Consider the following 18,233-nt stretch of genomic DNA (forward strand, 5'->3'; position numbering starts at 1 on the left):
TAAATAAACTATATATATCCACAATTTATTAAATTATATAATAAATATTGAAACTGCTAAATTCCCATAAGTGAAGCTTTTCGAAGGTAGCAGTAGCCTTAGTTTTTATGATGGGATTTTTTCAGTCTCACCTTCATTTCTAAAATAAAACTAAAAAGGATGACCAAAAATAATTGGCCATCCTTTCTTTTTATTATTTTGTTTCGCCTGGTATAGCCAGTTTACTTTTCAAAACCATTGCCTTTCTTTCATCAGCTACAAATAAACCGATTCCACCTAATACAATTATTCCTCCAATTATTTGTGACCAAATCAAAACTTCATTTAAAAGAAAATATGCTAAAATTATTGCCCCTACAGGTTCAAAAAGTATTGCCATTGAAATAGTCGAGGTGCTAATCCATTTTATAGCCCAGTTGAATAAGGAATGACCTAATAATGTAGGGAATAATGCTAAAAGGAAAAAGTATATCCAATCGCTCGATTGTGTTGGAATAAAGGATTCATTCCTTACAATGACATAAATAAAAAGAGTTAGGCTACTAAATGAATAAACAATAAAGGTATAGGTAATGAGTGACAATCTTTTTCTAACATTTTGACCGAACATTAAATAAACAGTTACTAGGGCACATGCGATTAAGGCAAGTAGATCACCAAAAAGGGCAGAGCCACTAATTTTAAAATCCCCCCAACTAATGATGACACTACCAATAATTGCGATAAAACCACTAATTACTGTAATGAAGGAGATCTTTTCTTTAAAGAAAAAATAAGTTCCGACAAACGCAAATATCGGCTGCAACGTCACTAATACAGTAGAGCTAGCAACTGAGGTATAGTTTAACGATTCAAACCAGAGGATAAAGTGTAACGCTAGAAATACCCCCGCTATCATCGAATAAAGCCAATCACGTTTCGTAATAAGACGAAGCTCTGATACATACCTTGTTAGAAACAGAGGGAGTAATAATAATACCGATAAAAACAATCGATAAAAGGCAATAACTCCAGCTGGCGAAGTTGAGTATTTGACTAATATAGCCGATGTCGAAACAGTTATGACACCAATAGCTAGACCCAGATAAGGATTAAACTGTGCTTTTTTCATTATGTATCTCCCTTTTGTATAACTCTGAATAAAACATAAAGAATATTTTACACCTTTTTATCATTAAATTGCTATGAGAAAAATTGGATATTAATTTCTGACTATAGGCGGTAATCATATGACACAAATAGAATTAGATATGTTACTTAAATTAGGTATCTCCGCGATTCTAGGGTTAGTAATTGGCTTAGAACGAGAATTAAAAAGAAAGCCAGTTGGTTTAAAAACAAGTTTAGTCATCTCCATTGTAAGTTGCTTACTGACAATTGTATCAATTGAATCTGCCTATTCTTTTCCTCACAATGACAATATTAATATAACTATGGATCCACTTCGTTTAGCTGCACAAATTGTTTCTGGTATAGGGTTTCTTGGAGCTGGTGTTATTTTAAGAAGAGAAAATGACAGTATTTCCGGTTTAACGACTGCTGCGATGATTTGGGGAGCAGCTGGGATTGGTATTGCAGTAGGCGCTGGATTTTTTACTGAAGCAATTGTAGGAGTAGGTCTACTCATAATAAGCGTTGAATTAATTCCATTTTTAATGAATTTAATTGGTCCAAAACGACTGAGAGAAAAAGAAATATCGCTTCAGCTTAATGTTACCGATAAAAATAATATTGCTGAAATTATTATATTAATGAAGGAAGAAGATTTTTCGATTAAAAGGGTGAGGATAAAAGACATTGCAAAGGATGAGCATCTTGTACAGTTTGTAATTGCCGTAGATTCAAAATTAAAAACAACCGATGTTTATTACACTATTTCTAAATATCATGGGATAAAAAGCGTAGAGATTGAAAGTATGGGGTAAGCTCCAATTTAGATGGAGCTTTTTTTTTGAAAAAGTCTTGCCAAGTCCCAAAAAACGGATATAATATTCAATAGAAACACGGGGCATTAGCTCAGCTGGGAGAGCGCTACGCTGGCAGCGTAGAGGTCAGGGGTTCGATCCCCCTATGCTCCATACCTTCCAAGTCAAACTTGGTTATAGAATAAATAAAAGAAGGCAACCACTTGATTGGTTGCCTTCATTTATTTATTCATTTATTTTCGGATCAAATGCATCACGCAGCCCGTCTCCGACAAAATTAAACGATAAAACGGTGATTAAGATCATTAAGCCAGGAAATAAAGTAAACCACCATGCTTCAATCATTATTTTTAGACTTTGGGCACTTTGAAGCATATTCCCCCAGCTAGGTTTCGGCGGTTGAATACCGAGACCTAAATAGCTAAGAGCTGTTTCAGCTAAAATGACCCCACCAATTCCAAGGGTCGCTGAAACAACGATTGGCCCCATGGCATTAGGCAAGATATGCGAGAAAATAATTCTCCAACTTCGTATTCCCATTGTTTTAGCTGCTAGAACAAACTCTCGTGATCGAAGTGATAAAAACTCTCCACGTACAAGCCTAGCTGTTCCTGTCCAACCAAACAAAGCAAAAACACTAATCAATGTCATTAAACTCGGTTCAAAGATAGTGACAAGAGTGATTAATAGGAAGAGTGAAGGAAAGGAAATAATAACGTCCACAAATCTCATTAGAATCGCGTCAATCAACCCTCCAAAATAACCAGCAATTGCGCCGACAACCGTACCGATAAATATGGAACCTGCAACAGAAGTGAATCCGACGATTAGTGATACTTGAGCTCCGTATAATAAACGGGTTAAAGTATCTCGTCCTAAATCATCTGTACCTAAAAGATATTTTTCTCCTGGTGGACTTAACGCTTCCAATAAATGTTGTTCACTAGGATCATAGGGTGCGATTATGGGTGCAAATATTGCTGCACTGATAATTAAGAGCAAAATGATAGCACTAAAAACGGCTAGCTTATTTTTCATGTACTTTCGCAACATGATTTTGCTGATGGATTCTGGTTTTCTCTCTAAAATAGATGAATTTTTATACTCGAAAATTCCCGTCGTTTTCTGTTCTGGTTGTCCCATTACGTTTCCCTCCCTTCCTTAATATTCAATTCTAGGATCAAAAATCGCATATAGAATATCGGCTAACAAATTTCCAATAACGACAAGAGCCGAGGCAATTACGGTTATCGCCATGATTACTGGATAATCCCTCTGGAAAGCAGCGTCGAAAAATAACATTCCAATACCTGGCCAACCAAAGATTTTCTCAACAACAACTGAGCCCCCAATAAACGATGGTAGCATTAACCCAAATATTGTTATGACTGGTATTAGTCCATTGCGAAGGGCATGTTTGTAAACAACCTTTTTCTGTTTAAAACCTTTCGCTCTTGCCGTACGAATAAAATCTTGTTTTAATACATCGAGCATGCTTGATCGAATATACCTGGTTAAACCTGCCACATCAGCAGTTGCCAATACAATCGAAGGTAAGATTAAATGGTGAATTCGGTCCCAAATACTAAAGGGCTCATTTAATGTTGCAACACCACCTGTTGGAAACCATCCTAAATGAACAGACAAAAACATAATGAGAACAAGTCCTATCCAGAAATTAGGAGTAGCAATTCCTAGGAAAGAGAAAAACGTAAAAGTATAATCTGCTAAAGAGTTTTGTTTTGTTGCGGAAATGATTCCTATTGGAATTGAAATAAAAATCGCCAATATTGTCGAAACTAGCATCAACAGCAACGTATTCGGTAGGCGTGCCATGATTAATTCATTTACTGCGACACCTTGTCGAATTAATGAATCACCGAAGTTTCCTTGAATCATGTTACCTACCCATTTTAAATATTGGACATAGATAGGGTCATTTAGGCCATACAACTCTTTATAAGCTACCAAGTCCTTATCGCGTATCATCGGGTCAATCATTAATGCAGTGGGATCACCAGGTGCAATTTGAATTATCCCAAAGGATAAAATCGTGATCCCAAACAGCAAAGGGATTGCCATCATGATACGTCGAACGATATATGTAATCATCCTCTGCCTCCTAGCAATATTTTTTTACATTATGGCTGGGTAAGGAAGAGATTTTCTCTCTTCCCCACCGATAGGTTTCGTCCTATTCTTCCATCCACCATTTATGAATTTCAAAGAAGGAGTTTGCAGTAGAATATTTAGGTCCATGTAATTTAGGTGAATGAGCAATAGTACCGTTCGGATAATACAAGAATGAATACGGTTGATCCTCTGCAACAATCGCATCTGATTTTTGAATCAGTGCCTTTCTTTCTTCTTGATCAACAATACTTGTATTAATTTCTAGTAATTTATCTACTTCTGGATTGGAATAGCCAAACCAATTTAGACCGTTTTCAATTTCGCTTGTATGCCAGAACCAAGTTGGGTCTGGGTCACTTCCTATCGACCAGCCTGTTACTACTGCATCAAACTTCCAATTTGGCGGTCCTATTTCTTCGTAAAATGCACTCCATTCGAGTACTTTAATGTTTACTTTTACACCGACTTCCTTCCATTGTTGTTGAACTATTTCAGCAATCTTCGCCCAGGATCCATATCCATTTGTTGTTGTTAATGTAAATTCGAATTTTTTCCCATCTTTTTCATAAATCTTATCTGCTCCTAATTTCCAACCAGCTTCCTCAAGTAGCTTTTTAGCTGTATCTGGATCATAGTCAAACTTTGGCATATCCGGGTTGAAGGACCAGTTTGCTGGACTGCCAGGACCATGGGCGATGGTAGATTCACCGTTATGAACAGCGTCGATTATTTTTTGTTTAGCAATGGCGTGCGTAAGCGCATGCCGAACTTTTTTATCCTGGAATAGTGGGTTTCTCAAATTATAGCCAATAAAATCCCATGAGTTGCTAGGACCAGAAGTCAATTTGATAATCCCTTTTTCCTCTAAAGTCTTTGCTGTCGGTAGTTGTTCTGCACTTATACCCGAATAGCTAATATCACCTGCTTGTAGTTGTGCCATTAAAGCATTTGCATCAGGAACCATTTTAAAAGTAAAGGAGTCTAAATATGGTCGACCTTCATAATAATCATCAAAAGCTACTAATTTGATATATTGTCCGTCCTTCCACTCTTCAAACTTAAATGGACCAGTACCTATTGGTTTTTTCGTATTAAATTCATGCGTTCCTAATTCTTTCATTGGAACGTCTCCTAAAATATGTTCAGGCAATATTTCAAATTGAGCTGTTATCGTTATAAAAGGTGCATACGGTTCAGTTAAGGATATGCTGACTGTATAATCATCCATTTTTTTAATTTCTTTGACATTCTCAAACGGTAGCTTTCTAGGACCGGTATAGTCCGGGTGAAGTGGAATATTATAGGAAAATACGACATCATCTGCTGTAAAGTCCTCACCATCATGCCATTTAACACCTTTTCTTAAATGAAATGTATAAGTTTTATCGTCGTCTGAAACATCCCATTTTTCAGCAAGGTTGCCAACTGCACTAAATTCTCGATCGATTGTTACAAGTCCGCTAAAAAGAAGAGCTTCAATCGTCCCATCAGGTCCACCTGTTGAAAAATAGGGATTAAAAAGAGTCGGTGATGCCGTATGGGCAAGGATCAAATTTCCACCTTGCCGTGGTTCGGAACTAACCGCTTCCTTACCTGTATTTTCCTTCTGGTTTTCATTTTTACTTCCGCTATCTGTTTTCGTTGAACAAGCTGCTAAAAAAAGTGAAATAATGACAATCATTGATAATAACAAAGAAAATGACCTTTTCAAAAATATCCCTCCAAATATATATTTGACCCACTGGATTCACTATTACACTATGAATCAATTTAACTCCCAAATAACAATTACTAGTATCTTGCTATCTTGCTAAGTTACTCATAAAGATGGCAAGCAACAAAATGGCTGGACCCACAATCCTTAAAGGTTGGAATAACTTCACGACATATATCCATTTTTGCTGGGCATCTTGTATGGAATACACATCCCGAAGGTGGATTGGATGGACTAGGTAAATCACCCCTAAGCACAATTCTTTCCCTTTTTGACAAATCTTTTTTCCTTATCATTGGAACGGCTGAAAGTAATGCTTTTGTATAGGGGTGTAGTGGCTCAATATAAATATCCTCTTTGTTTGCAAGTTCAACCAAATTCCCTAAGTACATCACACCCACACGGCTTGCAATATGTCTCACCACACTTAAATCGTGTGAAATAAAAATATAAGTAAGATTGAATTCTTCTTGTAAATCTTCCATTAAATTTATAATTTGTGCCTGAATGGAAACATCAAGCGCAGAAACGGCTTCGTCGGCAATAATTAGCTCTGGCTGCAAAGCTAGCGCTCTGGCAATTCCTATCCGTTGCCGCTGTCCACCTGAAAATTCATGAGGGTACCGGTTTGTAAATGATCGATTTAACCCTACGGTTTCCAATAGCTCGGCAACCCTCTCTGACCGTTCATAATTGTCCGCATATAGTTGATGTGTTTTTAATGGTTCGTGTAATATTTTTCCTAATGTCTTTCTAGGATTGAGTGATGCAAATGGATCCTGAAAAATCATTTGCATTTGTTTTCTCATTAGCTTTCTAAGCTGACTTTCCGATAAATGAGTAATATCATTCCCATTGAAAATAATTTCTCCCTCTGTCGGTTCATACAGGCGAATAAGTGTCCTACCCATGGTCGATTTCCCACATCCCGATTCACCGACAATGCCTAAAGTCTCACCTCTTTTCACTTCAAGATTAATCCCATCAACTGCTTTTATATGTCCCGTTGTTTTCTGTAAAATACCGGATTTAATAGGGAAATATTTTTTAAGATTGCGTACCTCTAAAATATTTACTTGGCTTTTAGCTTCGCATTTTTCCATTTTAGTCACAGTCTGCTGCATCCATTCACCTCCCCTTCTTCGTATAAAAAGCATCTTACAAATCGAGAGGTAGAAATTGATTGAAGAGTAGGTTCTTCCGAGTAACATCGGTCAAAAGCTACCCTACAGCGTGGTGCAAATCGACATCCTTTTGGCATCTCCTCAGGTGAAGGAACATTTCCCGGAATGGAATTAAGACGGGTTATGGCTCCTTCAATAAGCGGAACAGAGTCGATTAACCCTTCTGTATATGGGTGATAGGGCTTGTCAAAAATGTCATCTACCAAGGCTTCCTCTACAACTTGACCTGCATACATCACAATTACTCTCTCAGCAAGCTCCGACACAACCCCTAAGTCATGTGTAACCAAAAGAATGGAGGTCTCAAATTTCCTGCTTAACTCCTTCATTAACTCTAAAACCTGAGCTTGAATCGTTACATCCAATGCGGTTGTTGGCTCGTCTGCTATTAATAGCTTTGGGTTACAGCTCATTGCCATTGCAATCATGACTCTCTGTCTCATTCCTCCTGACAAACGATGGGGATATTCCTTAATAATCTTATCTGCCCGAGGGAATCCAACCATTTTTAATAGGTTGATAGCCTTTTGGGTAGCATCTGACCGATTCAATTGAAGATGATACATAATTACTTCAATTATTTGTTCGCCAACCGTTAAAACTGGGTTAAGCGATGTCATTGGTTCTTGGAAAATCATTGCGATATCCCGTCCCCTAACTTTACACATATTGTTTTCAGATAAATCAACAAGATTAACCCCATCAAGAAGAATCTGTCCATCGACAATTTTCCCTCCAGGAGAAGGAACCAACCCAATAATCGAAAGGGAAGTCATACTTTTTCCACATCCTGATTCTCCAACAAGCCCAACTGTTTCTCCCTTTCTAATCGTTATATCTACTCCGTCTACCGCAGGAACTACTCGTTTTTTACTAACAAAATAGGTTTTGAGATTCTTGACTTCTAATAACGCTGACATATTAGTGTCACCACCTCCTTCGAATATTTTCCTATGATACCTTGCAACTATTGTGCCAATTATATAAATATTCACTCATCTTTACTTATCCATTATGAAAATGCACCAGTTGTTAATGAAAATGCTTTAAACTTGTAAGGCTAGTTGAGCATTAAGTAGTTTTAAGCTATTAAGACTGTGCAATTTTTTTTACAGTATTTATTACAGTTGTAAAAATATTTTGAATTATACATTTACCCCTTGGCCTAATAAGTCTATTTACAGCAGGAAGATAATTTGTTTACCTTCTTTAATCATTGTTTTTCGCTTAACTGTAAAAAGAATTTAACACTTGTTTTCATCAATCTAATAGATAATTGTTGGCATAATATTTGCATTATATTTTTGAGAAGTTAATTAAGGGGGCATTAATATGGAGTTTATTTCTACAAATGTTGAAGAAAATTATCACGGTACAATCGTAAAAGATCCCTTTCGCTGGTTAGAGGATTCCAATTTATCCACAACAAAGGCATGGGAATCGAAGCAAATGTTGGCGACAAATCAATATTTAGAAACGCTTCCTAGAAGAAAGTACATTAAAAACAGGCTAATAGATCTCTGGAACTATCCAAAGTACTTTGTCCCAAAGAAACATGGAGATTACTATTATTACTTAAAGAATAATGGGACAAAAAATCAACCTGACCTATATCGTGCAAAAGAAATTAGAGGTGGTACGGAAGGAGTAGAAGAATTAGTTATTGATGTAAACGCGCTAAGTATGGATGGAACGGTTGCAATAACAAACCTAACCTTTCATTCAAATGGTTTATTACTTGCCTATGCACTTTCAGGAAACGGTAGTGACTGGCAAACATTTCGTGTCTTAAATTTAGAGACAAAGGAACACTTCCTTGATGAGATTCATTGGTGCAAGTTTACTAGTATTGCATGGGAAGAAACAGGAAAAGGATTTTTTTATAATCGGTATCCATCAGCAAAAGATGAAAAAAACGAGGAAAATCATTTTAACAAAGTATACTGGCATACACTAAATACCGAACAGGAAGCGGACGAAATCGTTTTTGAATACCCAGAGGATCAGCAAATGTTATTTTATCCATCTATAACAGCCGATCACTCCTATCTTCTCCTTTATGCTGGAAGGGGGACAGAGCACAAAAGCAAATATCTTTATAAGGATTTAAAAACTCCAAATAGTGAATTCAAGTGGTTATTAGCTGAAGGAGATGCCCTTTATTCTTATATCGGTAAACATGAAAATCAACTATTCTTTTTCACAGATCAAGATGCACCAAATGGTCAAATCATTCGAGTTTCAATTGATGGGTCTAGAAGAGAAGTATTCATTCCTGAAACGGATGAGTCCATTTCATCTATTAAAATCATCTCTAACCATTTTGTTGTTTCCTTTATACGAGATGCTTCCTATTGTTTAAAGATTTTTACAATGACAGGTAAATTGGAAAAAGAAATTCCTTTGCCTGAGCTTGGAACCATTACTGAATTTAATGGAAAGGAAAATGGAAACGAATTGTACTTTAGTTTTACATCGTTTTTATCACCTCCAACTGTTTACCGATATTGTTTTCTAACAGGGGATGTAGAAGCGGTTTTTAAACCAACCCTTCAGGTAGACCCAACTCCATACACGACCGAACAGGTTTTCTACCAATCTAAGGATGGAACAAGGGTACCGATGTTTTTAACTTATAAGAAGGATTTAATAAGGGATGGCCAAAATCCCGTTTTATTGTATGGATACGGAGGTTACCATATTTCCATTACCCCTTCTTTCTCAGCTACGAATTTATTATGGCTTGAGAATGGTGGAATCTATGCTGTTGCCAATATTCGTGGAGGCGGAGAATACGGGCTAACTTGGCATGAAGCGGGGATGAAGGAAAAAAAGCAAAATGTATTTGATGATTTTATTACAGCTGCTGAATTTTTAATTACAGAGCAATATACAAATCCTTCTAAACTATCGATAATGGGAGCCAGCAATGGTGGGTTACTAGTAGCCGCTTGCATGATTCAAAGACCCGAGCTATTTGGAGCCATTATTTGTAATGTGCCGGTCTTAGATATGCTCCGCTTTCAAAAATTTACTGTGGGCCGTTTTTGGGTGTCTGAATTTGGTGATCCCGAAGCATCAGAAGAGGAATTTAATGTTTTATTTGCTTATTCTCCATTGCATAATATCAGCAAAGGATTACAGTATCCACCTATTTTCATTACAACGGCTGATACTGATGATCGAGTGGTCCCAGCTCATGCAAGAAAATTTACCGCAGCATTACAGGAGGCTAACCCCGATACGACAAACCCAATTTTATTAAGAATTGAAAAAGGGGCTGGCCATGGGTTCGGGAAACCAGTTGAAAAAATCATTGATGAACATGCAGACATTTTTTCTTTTTTGTTTGATCAATTGACTGTTTAACAAATTGTTTTCAATATATACAAAAAGGAGAGCCTGCCTTAAGCTCTCCTTTTTTCTACTAAACTTACTAAACGTGTGTGACAGCGTTAAGATTAGCTAACAAATCTTTAAGTTTTTGATCCTCTTCCACTGTCAATCCTAAACGCGGAAAACGGGAAGGACCACCAGTTTGACCTTTCAACTCCATCGCTCGTTTAACGATTTGTACGTATTTACCTGACCCTTCCAAAAACTCACAGAGTGGTAAAATGCTATCGTTAAGTTTCCAAGCATTTTCCAGTTCCCCATTTTGGAAATAATTAAACATATCTGTAACAAGCTTAGGCACGATGTTTCCGGCAACAGAAATCCAACCAGTCGCCCCCACTAAATAAGACTCCATTACCAAATCCTCTGAACCACAGAAAACCTCAATATCCCCTTTACCTTTTCTAGCAAGGTCTCTCGTTTTGCGAATATCACCACTAGACTCTTTAATATGAGTGACCATTTCACAATCCCTTCCAATTTTCAGCATTAGGTCGGTACTCATATCAATTCCTGATGTAAAAGGATTGTTGTACAGCATAATCGGTACGTTTACTGCCTTTGACACTTCTCTAAAATGAAAGTAAATTTCTTCTTCCTTCGGTTTACAATAATAGGAGTTAATAATTAGTGCACAGTCAGCACCGTGAGCTTCGGCTTGTTTCGTATTTTCTATCGTTTCTTTTGTTGTTTCAGCTGCAGTTCCAACAATGACAGGAATGCGTCCATTTACTTCATTTAAAACCGTTTCTACCATTTTAAACCTTTCTTCTTTTGATAGACTAACAAACTCCCCGGTACTGCCATTAATAACAATGCCTGCCACTTTCTGGTCAACAAAATAGTTTACATTATTTCTAACGCCACCCCAATCGATTTCCTGTGCAAGAGTCATGGGTGTAATTAATACAGGATAAGCTCCTCTAATAGTAGTCATTATTATGTCCTCCTCTATTTTAATAAAAATCCTTCTGATAGTGGATCTGTTGGATCTAATACAAATGTATGCATCCCTGTTATAAAGCCACGACTCGTAATAGTAAATTGATATCCACTTTCCGTTTGGTTTGCTAATTGTATTTGCAATTTACTTCCAAAAATACTTTCATTTATGAGTGTATGTTCTTTACAAAAACCGAATTTAGAAAATATAGTTGAAAAACTAGCCAGTGTTGCCCCAAAGCCTGGTGAGCGAACAATGTACTGATCCTCTCGAAACGTGATTGTTTTAATTCGCCCCGCTTCAAAATTCGAATGATCCATTAATATGGCAGCTTTTATGTGACCTTTGGAACCAAGCACATTAAACATGGTTTGGCTCCAACTATTTAATTCAGAAAGCTCTTCCACACGTATGTCAGGAGAATTATCCCTCTTTTCAAACACAGCATATAATTGATCCGCCTGAACAAGAGAGAAATGTGTATTATTATTTGGGTCCGGTAATGGAATCTCTCTTTTAATCACGAGGCATGGTTTAGTTTCAATTTGTACTTGAACAACTTCCTCCTTTTCCATGATTGCCTTTACTGAAATCAAGCCACTTAGGGTTTCGAGCTTATATTCATTCGATTCTCTCACTTGTAATTGGCCACATTCCAATAACGCTGTAATCACAGCAACAATGCCGCCGTAATGAAGAGGTAGTGTTTCCGAATGGTTAAAAAAAACAATTGCTACATCTGCTTCCCTGCTAATAGGAGGAACAACCAGGCAGCCATTTAACCCTGCGAAACCGCGAGGCTCATTTAGTAATAACTTAATTTCGTCTGCAAATACAAATGGAAACTGATCATTTAGCTGTTCCAAACTTTGATAATGGATAAATGGTAAGTCTTTTATAATCCGAAATGCCTCACCGGCTACATGTACATCTGTTGTGTTGTAGACCTTTTGAATATTCATTTCACATCCTCCGTTTCATGTTCCTCCATCGGGGGAATAAGCAGAAACCCCTCTCTTAATGGATCATCCTCGTTGTAAAAGAATTGATGCATCCCCATTAACCATGCTGATCCTGTAATTTTGGTGACTACAGCCTCAATACCTTCCACTTGCGTTGTTTCCAGTACACATCCTCTAAATAGGGAGCCAACAATGCTTTCATGGACAAATTCCTCTCCAATTGCTATTTCCTTGTTTGCATAAAGCAAAGCAAGCTTGGCAGAAGTTCCTGTTCCACAAGGAGAACGATCAATCCCACCTGGAGGAACGACAACGGTATTTTTGACATCTGCATCCTCATGACTAGGCTCAGTATAAAATTCAACATGGGTTAGTCCCTGAATAAAAGGATATTGAGGGTGAACAATGTCTGTTTTTTCATTAATTGCGCTTCTGATTTTAATGGCTTTTTCAATAATTGTAGAAGCATTCTCTGGTATTAGGTCCAATTCTACTGATTCTGCCTCGATAATCGCATAAAAATTTCCACCATACGCAATGTCAGCATTAACGAGCCCGATCCCAGCAACATCTATGGAAATATTTTTTAATAGAAAAGCAGGGATATTACAAAAGCTAACCTCTTTCGCCTTCCCGTTTTCTATCACAATTTCCACTTCGACTAATCCTGCAGGCGTATCGAGCTTTAATGAAGTGATTGGCTCTTCAATCGGAATCAGTCCCGCTTCAACTAGGGCGGTACACACACCGATTGTGTCATGACCGCACATCGGTAAATAGCCACCCGTTTCTATGTATATGACTCCTATATCCGCATCTTTATGGCAAGGGTCCGTAAGCAAAGCACCTGACATGACATCATGGCCCCTTGGTTCATTCATTAATAGTTTTCGAATCCAATCATACTCCTTCTTCATGTGAAGCATTTTTTCTGACATCGTTGTTCCAACTAATTTGGGGAGACCGCTTATGACCGTTCTTGTCGGGTTCCCACCTGTATGTGTATCAATTGTCGTAAATACCTTATGAGCTTTCATTATGTTAACACCCTTTCTGTAAAACGGTTATAACGAAGCGGTTCAATTGGAATGGAAGTTTCTTTATGATTAATCAGCTCTTCGACCAATTTCCCTGTTACCGCAGCAAGGCTAATTCCATCCCCTTCATGACCAGCCGCAATATAGTAGTTTGGTATTTTATCAACCCGTGAAATAATTGGTAAATGGTCTTCCGTCCATGGACGCAATCCAGCATACGAACGAATAACCAGCATGTCTGACATTTTCGGGTAAAATCGAATAGCACGATTCGCAATGCATTGGATAACTTCATGGTTTACTTTCGTATTAAACCCAACAAACTCCCTGCTACTTCCGATTAAGAAGTTTTGACTCTCGGTCGGTTCAAATACAAGAGCCACACCATACTTTTTAGTTAACGAATCAACACGACGCTCCCCTCCAAATTTGGATATGAGATACCCAAATTCCATTACCTTTCTCCCCCCTACATGCTCTTGCCTCGAAGCAACGATAATATGGCCTTTCCTAGGTTCGATTGGAATTCTAAGATCAAGCATTTCTCCAATTCTAGGTGCCCACACACCAGCTGCATTGACAACATGATCAGCTGAAAACAATCCCTTTGAAGTCTCAATCGTAAATGTGCCGTCAATTTCTTTTTTCATTGACTTCACTTCTGTCTGATGAAAGGCATTAGCTCCTAACTTTTTGGCTTCTTCTAAAAGTGAAAAAGCAAGAAGATATGGATTGACAGTGGAATCCGTTGCGCATTCCAAACCACCTAATAAATCGTCTGCAAAATACTTAGATTCCTGACGAATATCCTCCCGGTCAAGCATTCGGAATGGTAAACCAGCTGCTTTTTGGCGGTCCACCCATTGCTTAGCTGCTTCCATTTCTTCATCTGTCTCACAAACAAGTATGCTTCCAGGTGCCCGATATTCAAAAGAATGTTCTAATTCTCTACTCAAATCATCGACTAAACGCTGGCTGAATAGAGACATTTGACTATCAAAACCCGGATCTTTATCAATCGCTAAAATATTTCCGTCACAACGAGAAGATGTCCCGCTAACAAATTCACCTTTTTCAATGATTGTTACCGCCCTTCCAAATTTAGAAGCATAATAGGCGATAGAGCAGCCAATTATCCCTCCACCTATGACTAACACGTCACAATGTCTCATACGTTATTCCTCCTTCCCACGAAATGGACTCACCTTTATTTATGCAATAAGTGTGCCAAAAAAAACTAGATTGACAAAGAAATAATTATAATATTTCAAACATTGCACCAGTTCATGTATAATTATTTTTACAGTGTTAATATTTTTATACAAAAATTTCAGGAGGGTAACATGTTCTTTTCCATTCCAACAGCAAAAGATATATTGAATTGCTCTTTTATTCATACTTCCCGCAAGAAAACCAATATCGAAAAGATAAAGAGTGAATACTTTTATCCATCATCTGAAAAGGAAATCGCTTTGCTAAGTCAGGAAGTAAATGAAGACGCTTCCATCGAAACCCTTATTCAGATATTTAACCATCATTCAGTAGTCATTATTTTAGATAAAAACAATGATCCAATTGGTTCCATCGCGGCATCGCAAATGATAGAGTACCTGCATAACTCTTACAATCAATTAAAGGCATTTTACGATACCGTCATTCAAACCACTGATGCTTCCGTCACTGTAATAGATTCCGACGAGCATGTATGTACTTGGACAGGAGGAGCCGAAAAAATCTTTTCAGTCAAAAAAGAAGAAATTATCGGCCAGCCAATTACTCGATTTTTTGATAGCAATAAACTAGAAATTTTGCAAACACTACATAAAGGTAAAAGCATCTTACGCCACCATCACCAGCCTCGATCAGATTTGTTTGTCTTAATTAACTCCAACCCTGTTTACTTTAACAATCGTATCATCGGCGCAGTCGTTTCTGAGACAGATGTCACAAACCAAGTTGTGCTTAATGAAAAATTATTTAATATGTCAACCGAAGTACACAGGTTAGAACAAGAGGTTGCTAAGTACAAGGACTTCGTTGATCCTTTTACTACTATTAAAGGGAAAAGTGCCGCAATCCAAAAAACGATTCAGTTAGCTAGAAAGGTTTGTTCAGTGAAATCAACGGTTCTGATTTTAGGAGAAAGCGGTGTTGGCAAAGAAGTTTTTGCAAAGGCCATCCATGAAGCTAGCGAAAAGCCTAAAGCACCTTTTATTTCGATTAATTGCGGAGCCATACCTGCTTCTTTATTTGAAAGTGAGCTATTTGGTTATGAACGGGGGGCCTTTTCTGGCGCTGATCAAAAAGGAAAAAAGGGGAAAATTGAACTCGCTAGAGGCGGAACGCTTTTTCTAGATGAAATAGGTGAGATGCCTCTCGAAATGCAAGTGAAATTGTTACGGGTATTGCAAGAGCGTAAATATTATCGCATAGGCGGTGAAAAGGAAATTGATGTTGACTTTCGGGTGATTGCTGCAACGAATCGTGATTTAAAAGGGTTAATGAATGAAGGGAAGTTTCGCGAGGATCTATATTACCGACTAAATGTTGTAAGTCTCCATATTCCTCCTTTACGAGAGCGGCGGGAAGATATAATCGAATTAACACATCATTTCTTAAACACTTTTTCAATAAGCTATTCTAGGCCCATCCATGAGTTTCCCAAAGACATCATGCTAGAACTGCTTCATTATGATTGGCCTGGCAACATTCGTGAACTTCGCAATATTGCAGAAAGGCTCATCGTTTTTGCTACAGATGGTTTGATAAAGCAAGATTATTTGCCATTCTCTACAACCAATACTAGCTTTGACACTAACCAAGAACCTGTTTCCTCCGCTTCTCTAGAGGCCCATGGAGAAACGATTTTAACCTTGCAAACAGAGATGAATCGCTTTGAAAAAGGATTAATTAAACGTGCATTAAAGATTGTAAACGGGAACAAATTAGAGTGTGCTAGACAGCTCGGAATTACGAGAGCCACTTTATACAACCGTATGAATCGGCTTAACTTAAGTTGATCTCCTTCTTCTAAATAATTGGTACACTTCTTGCATAGTATCTTAGTAAAGAAAAGTCAAGGAGGAAATCAAATGGCAAACAGTGAAAACATGATTATCTGCCGTTGTGAAGAAGTTACATACGGGCAACTTCGAACAACAGTTGATAAACATAAATGTACGGCAAGAGAATTAAAATTAAGAACGAGAGCCGGTATGGGGTTTTGCGGAGGACGTACCTGTCGTCCTACTTTAGATCGAGTACTCGATAGCTTTATTCCAAATTTCTCACCATCTGAAATACCTTTAAAATACCAGCCACCGATTCGCCCAGTTTCTTTTGGTAGAATAGGTGAAATCCATGACTAGAATCATAGACCATCCTGTATTAGGACGTCTAGAAAACAGAAACGTTATTTCCTTTCAGTTTGATGGAAATTCATATCAAGCATATGATGGAGAATCAATTGCCGCCGCTCTTTTAGCAAATGGAATTAGAAAATTACGTGTTCACGAAGAAAGTGGGTCTCCAAGGGGTTTTTATTGCAATATTGGTCATTGTATGGAATGTCGAGTTACCGTGAATGATCATTCAAACGTTCGAGCCTGTCTCACGGTTGTCGAAAATGACATGATTATCCAAAGCGGTAAACAGCTCCCAAATCTTTTAAAAAAAGGGGGGCAGAGTAATGAATGATGTCATCGTGATAGGTTGTGGACCAGCTGGGCTATCTGGGGCAATTGCCTGTGTAACTTATGGTCTTAAAGTAACAATTATGGATGAATTTATGAAGCCTGGTGGCCGATTACTCGGACAGCTCCATCAAGAACCGACTGGTGATTGGTGGAATGGAATTAAAGTATCTGAACAACTTTACCAACAGGCATTAAATTTAGGGGTAAATATCCGCTGTGGAGTATCCGTTTACAATTTAGAAAAAGAGGATCAAATGTGGAAGGTGTATACGAGTATAGGAACATTTGAAGCTCCCTTTCTATTATTAGCAACTGGAGCTGCCGAGTATCCAATCCCTGTTCCTGGTTGGACCCTTCCAGGTGTGATGTCAATTGGGGCAGCACAAGTAATGACGAATGTCCATCGGGTGCAAATTGGCAAAAAAGGGATCATTATTGGTGCGAATATATTATCATTTGCCATCTTAAAAGAATTGCAGTTAGCGGGTATTACAGTCAATCATGTGGTGCTGCCAGAAAAAAATGCTTTTAGCCAAAATGCAGGCGTACCTGAAGAAGTCATGAAATCACTCTTAAATGCAGCACATCTCGCTCCATCACCACTACTTCGATTCGGCAGTAGTTTCATGAAAAATAACTGGATAAGGAAAATGGGATTAACCTTTTATCCGAAAAAGGGGATGAAGGTAAATGGAACACCTCTTCTACTTCGAAAAGCGGCGGTTGAGATTATCGGTGAGGATCAAGTAGAAGGAGTGAGGGTAATCGATATAGATATAAACGGAAATCCCATTCCTGGGACTGAATCAACTTATGAAGTAGATTTCGTTTGTATTGCTGGTGGTTTGTATCCGCTTGCTGAGCTTGCTTCAGTCGCAGGATGCCCATTTCAATTTATCCCTGAACTGGGAGGACATGTTCCTCATCATTCAGAATCAATGGAGACTCCTCTTCCTGGACTTTTTGTTGCCGGCAATATCACTGGAATTGAGAGTGGAAAAATTGCTATTGCCCAAGGAACGATTGCGGGTTTATCTATCGTCAAACATGCTAGGAAAGGAAATAACAGTATCGACAATCAACTCCAACAGGCCATACAAAATGTCCATTCTGTCCGTAAACAAGCCATTATTAAATTTAACCCTGACATTGAGCTTGGTAGAAGTAAAATGAACGAGCTTTGGGAAAGCCTTTATGTAAAAAATGAGACTCCAGGGAAAATGACTGGTTAAATAGAAAAGTCA

At 38.0% G+C, this 18,233-nt stretch carries 16 protein-coding genes and 1 tRNA gene; 7 read left to right on the plus strand and 10 right to left on the minus strand.

Annotation, left to right across the window (positions count from 1 at the left end):
* Positions 1–193 precede the first annotated feature (193 nt).
* Positions 194–1,111, minus strand: coding sequence for a DMT family transporter (locus tag LRP83_RS16465; protein WP_230497787.1), 918 nt, complete (start codon positions 1,109–1,111; stop codon positions 194–196).
* A 118-nt stretch (positions 1,112–1,229) separates the two neighbouring features.
* Here LRP83_RS16465 and LRP83_RS16470 point away from each other — a divergent pair, with 118 nt between their 5' ends.
* Entirely contained in the window at positions 1,230–1,925 is a 696-nt protein-coding gene (locus LRP83_RS16470; RefSeq protein WP_230497788.1) for an MgtC/SapB family protein, read from the plus strand.
* 80 nt (positions 1,926–2,005) lie between these two features.
* A tRNA-Ala gene (locus tag LRP83_RS16475) sits at positions 2,006–2,078 on the plus strand.
* Positions 2,079–2,150: 72 nt separating this feature from the next.
* Here the strand turns inward: LRP83_RS16475 and opp4C are convergent.
* From opp4C to LRP83_RS16500, 5 genes are all read right to left on the minus strand, one after another.
* The gene (gene opp4C / locus LRP83_RS16480) at positions 2,151–3,068 is read right to left on the minus strand and encodes an oligopeptide ABC transporter permease (RefSeq protein ID WP_230497789.1); all 918 of its coding nucleotides are present in this window, start codon (positions 3,066–3,068) and stop codon (positions 2,151–2,153) included.
* Between the two features lie 18 nt (positions 3,069–3,086).
* Positions 3,087–4,037 carry an ABC transporter permease gene (locus LRP83_RS16485; RefSeq protein ID WP_230497790.1) on the minus strand — a complete coding sequence of 317 codons (951 nt, stop codon included), beginning with the start codon at positions 4,035–4,037 and terminating at the stop codon, positions 3,087–3,089.
* An 82-nt stretch (positions 4,038–4,119) separates the two neighbouring features.
* Positions 4,120–5,769 (minus strand): peptide-binding protein, encoded by a 1,650-nt coding sequence (locus LRP83_RS16490; RefSeq protein WP_230497791.1) that lies wholly within the window; start codon positions 5,767–5,769, stop codon positions 4,120–4,122.
* 104 nt (positions 5,770–5,873) lie between these two features.
* Positions 5,874–6,896 (minus strand): ABC transporter ATP-binding protein, encoded by a 1,023-nt coding sequence (locus LRP83_RS16495; protein WP_290369569.1) that lies wholly within the window; start codon positions 6,894–6,896, stop codon positions 5,874–5,876.
* Positions 6,881–7,876, minus strand: a complete 996-nt coding sequence (locus tag LRP83_RS16500) for an ABC transporter ATP-binding protein (protein ID WP_230497792.1) — start codon at positions 7,874–7,876, stop codon at positions 6,881–6,883. The genes LRP83_RS16495 and LRP83_RS16500 overlap by 16 nt, the downstream gene beginning before the upstream one ends.
* A 412-nt stretch (positions 7,877–8,288) precedes the next feature.
* Here LRP83_RS16500 and LRP83_RS16505 point away from each other — a divergent pair, with 412 nt between their 5' ends.
* A complete protein-coding gene (locus LRP83_RS16505; protein WP_230497793.1) occupies positions 8,289–10,325 on the plus strand; it encodes a prolyl oligopeptidase family serine peptidase in 2,037 nt (678 codons plus the stop codon).
* 67 nt (positions 10,326–10,392) lie between these two features.
* On the opposite strand, the gene dapA is transcribed toward LRP83_RS16505, so the two are convergent.
* From dapA to LRP83_RS16525, 4 genes are read right to left on the minus strand one after another with little or no spacing between them, the layout of a single operon-like run.
* Positions 10,393–11,289: a 4-hydroxy-tetrahydrodipicolinate synthase gene (dapA, locus tag LRP83_RS16510; protein WP_230497794.1), complete on the minus strand. Its 897-nt coding sequence runs from the start codon at positions 11,287–11,289 to the stop codon at positions 10,393–10,395.
* 14 nt (positions 11,290–11,303) lie between these two features.
* The gene (locus tag LRP83_RS16515) at positions 11,304–12,257 is read right to left on the minus strand and encodes a proline racemase family protein (protein WP_230497795.1); all 954 of its coding nucleotides are present in this window, start codon (positions 12,255–12,257) and stop codon (positions 11,304–11,306) included.
* Positions 12,254–13,294, minus strand: coding sequence for a proline racemase family protein (locus LRP83_RS16520; RefSeq protein ID WP_230497796.1), 1,041 nt, complete (start codon positions 13,292–13,294; stop codon positions 12,254–12,256). Before LRP83_RS16520 ends, LRP83_RS16515 begins: the two co-directional genes overlap by 4 nt.
* Positions 13,294–14,466 carry an NAD(P)/FAD-dependent oxidoreductase gene (locus LRP83_RS16525; protein ID WP_230497797.1) on the minus strand — a complete coding sequence of 391 codons (1,173 nt, stop codon included), beginning with the start codon at positions 14,464–14,466 and terminating at the stop codon, positions 13,294–13,296. Before LRP83_RS16525 ends, LRP83_RS16520 begins: the two co-directional genes overlap by 1 nt.
* Before the next feature lie 171 nt (positions 14,467–14,637).
* Between LRP83_RS16525 and LRP83_RS16530 the strand changes: the two genes are divergently transcribed.
* The 4 genes from LRP83_RS16530 to LRP83_RS16545 all read left to right on the plus strand — a co-directional run bounded on the left by LRP83_RS16530 (position 14,638) and on the right by LRP83_RS16545 (position 18,221).
* On the plus strand, positions 14,638–16,314 hold the full coding sequence (locus LRP83_RS16530) for a sigma-54 interaction domain-containing protein (protein ID WP_230497798.1): 1,677 nt from the start codon (positions 14,638–14,640) through the stop codon (positions 16,312–16,314).
* Positions 16,315–16,386: 72 nt separating this feature from the next.
* The gene (locus tag LRP83_RS16535; RefSeq protein ID WP_230497799.1) at positions 16,387–16,662 is read left to right on the plus strand and encodes a (2Fe-2S)-binding protein; all 276 of its coding nucleotides are present in this window, start codon (positions 16,387–16,389) and stop codon (positions 16,660–16,662) included.
* Positions 16,655–16,990, plus strand: a complete 336-nt coding sequence (locus tag LRP83_RS16540) for a (2Fe-2S)-binding protein (RefSeq protein WP_230497800.1) — start codon at positions 16,655–16,657, stop codon at positions 16,988–16,990. Before LRP83_RS16535 ends, LRP83_RS16540 begins: the two co-directional genes overlap by 8 nt.
* The gene (locus LRP83_RS16545; RefSeq protein ID WP_230497801.1) at positions 16,983–18,221 is read left to right on the plus strand and encodes an NAD(P)/FAD-dependent oxidoreductase; all 1,239 of its coding nucleotides are present in this window, start codon (positions 16,983–16,985) and stop codon (positions 18,219–18,221) included. The genes LRP83_RS16540 and LRP83_RS16545 overlap by 8 nt, the downstream gene beginning before the upstream one ends.
* Positions 18,222–18,233: the final 12 nt, after the last annotated feature.

The organism is Pseudoneobacillus rhizosphaerae (assembly GCF_917563885.1).
Taxonomy (GTDB): Bacteria; Bacillota; Bacilli; order Bacillales; family Cytobacillaceae; genus Pseudoneobacillus; species Pseudoneobacillus rhizosphaerae.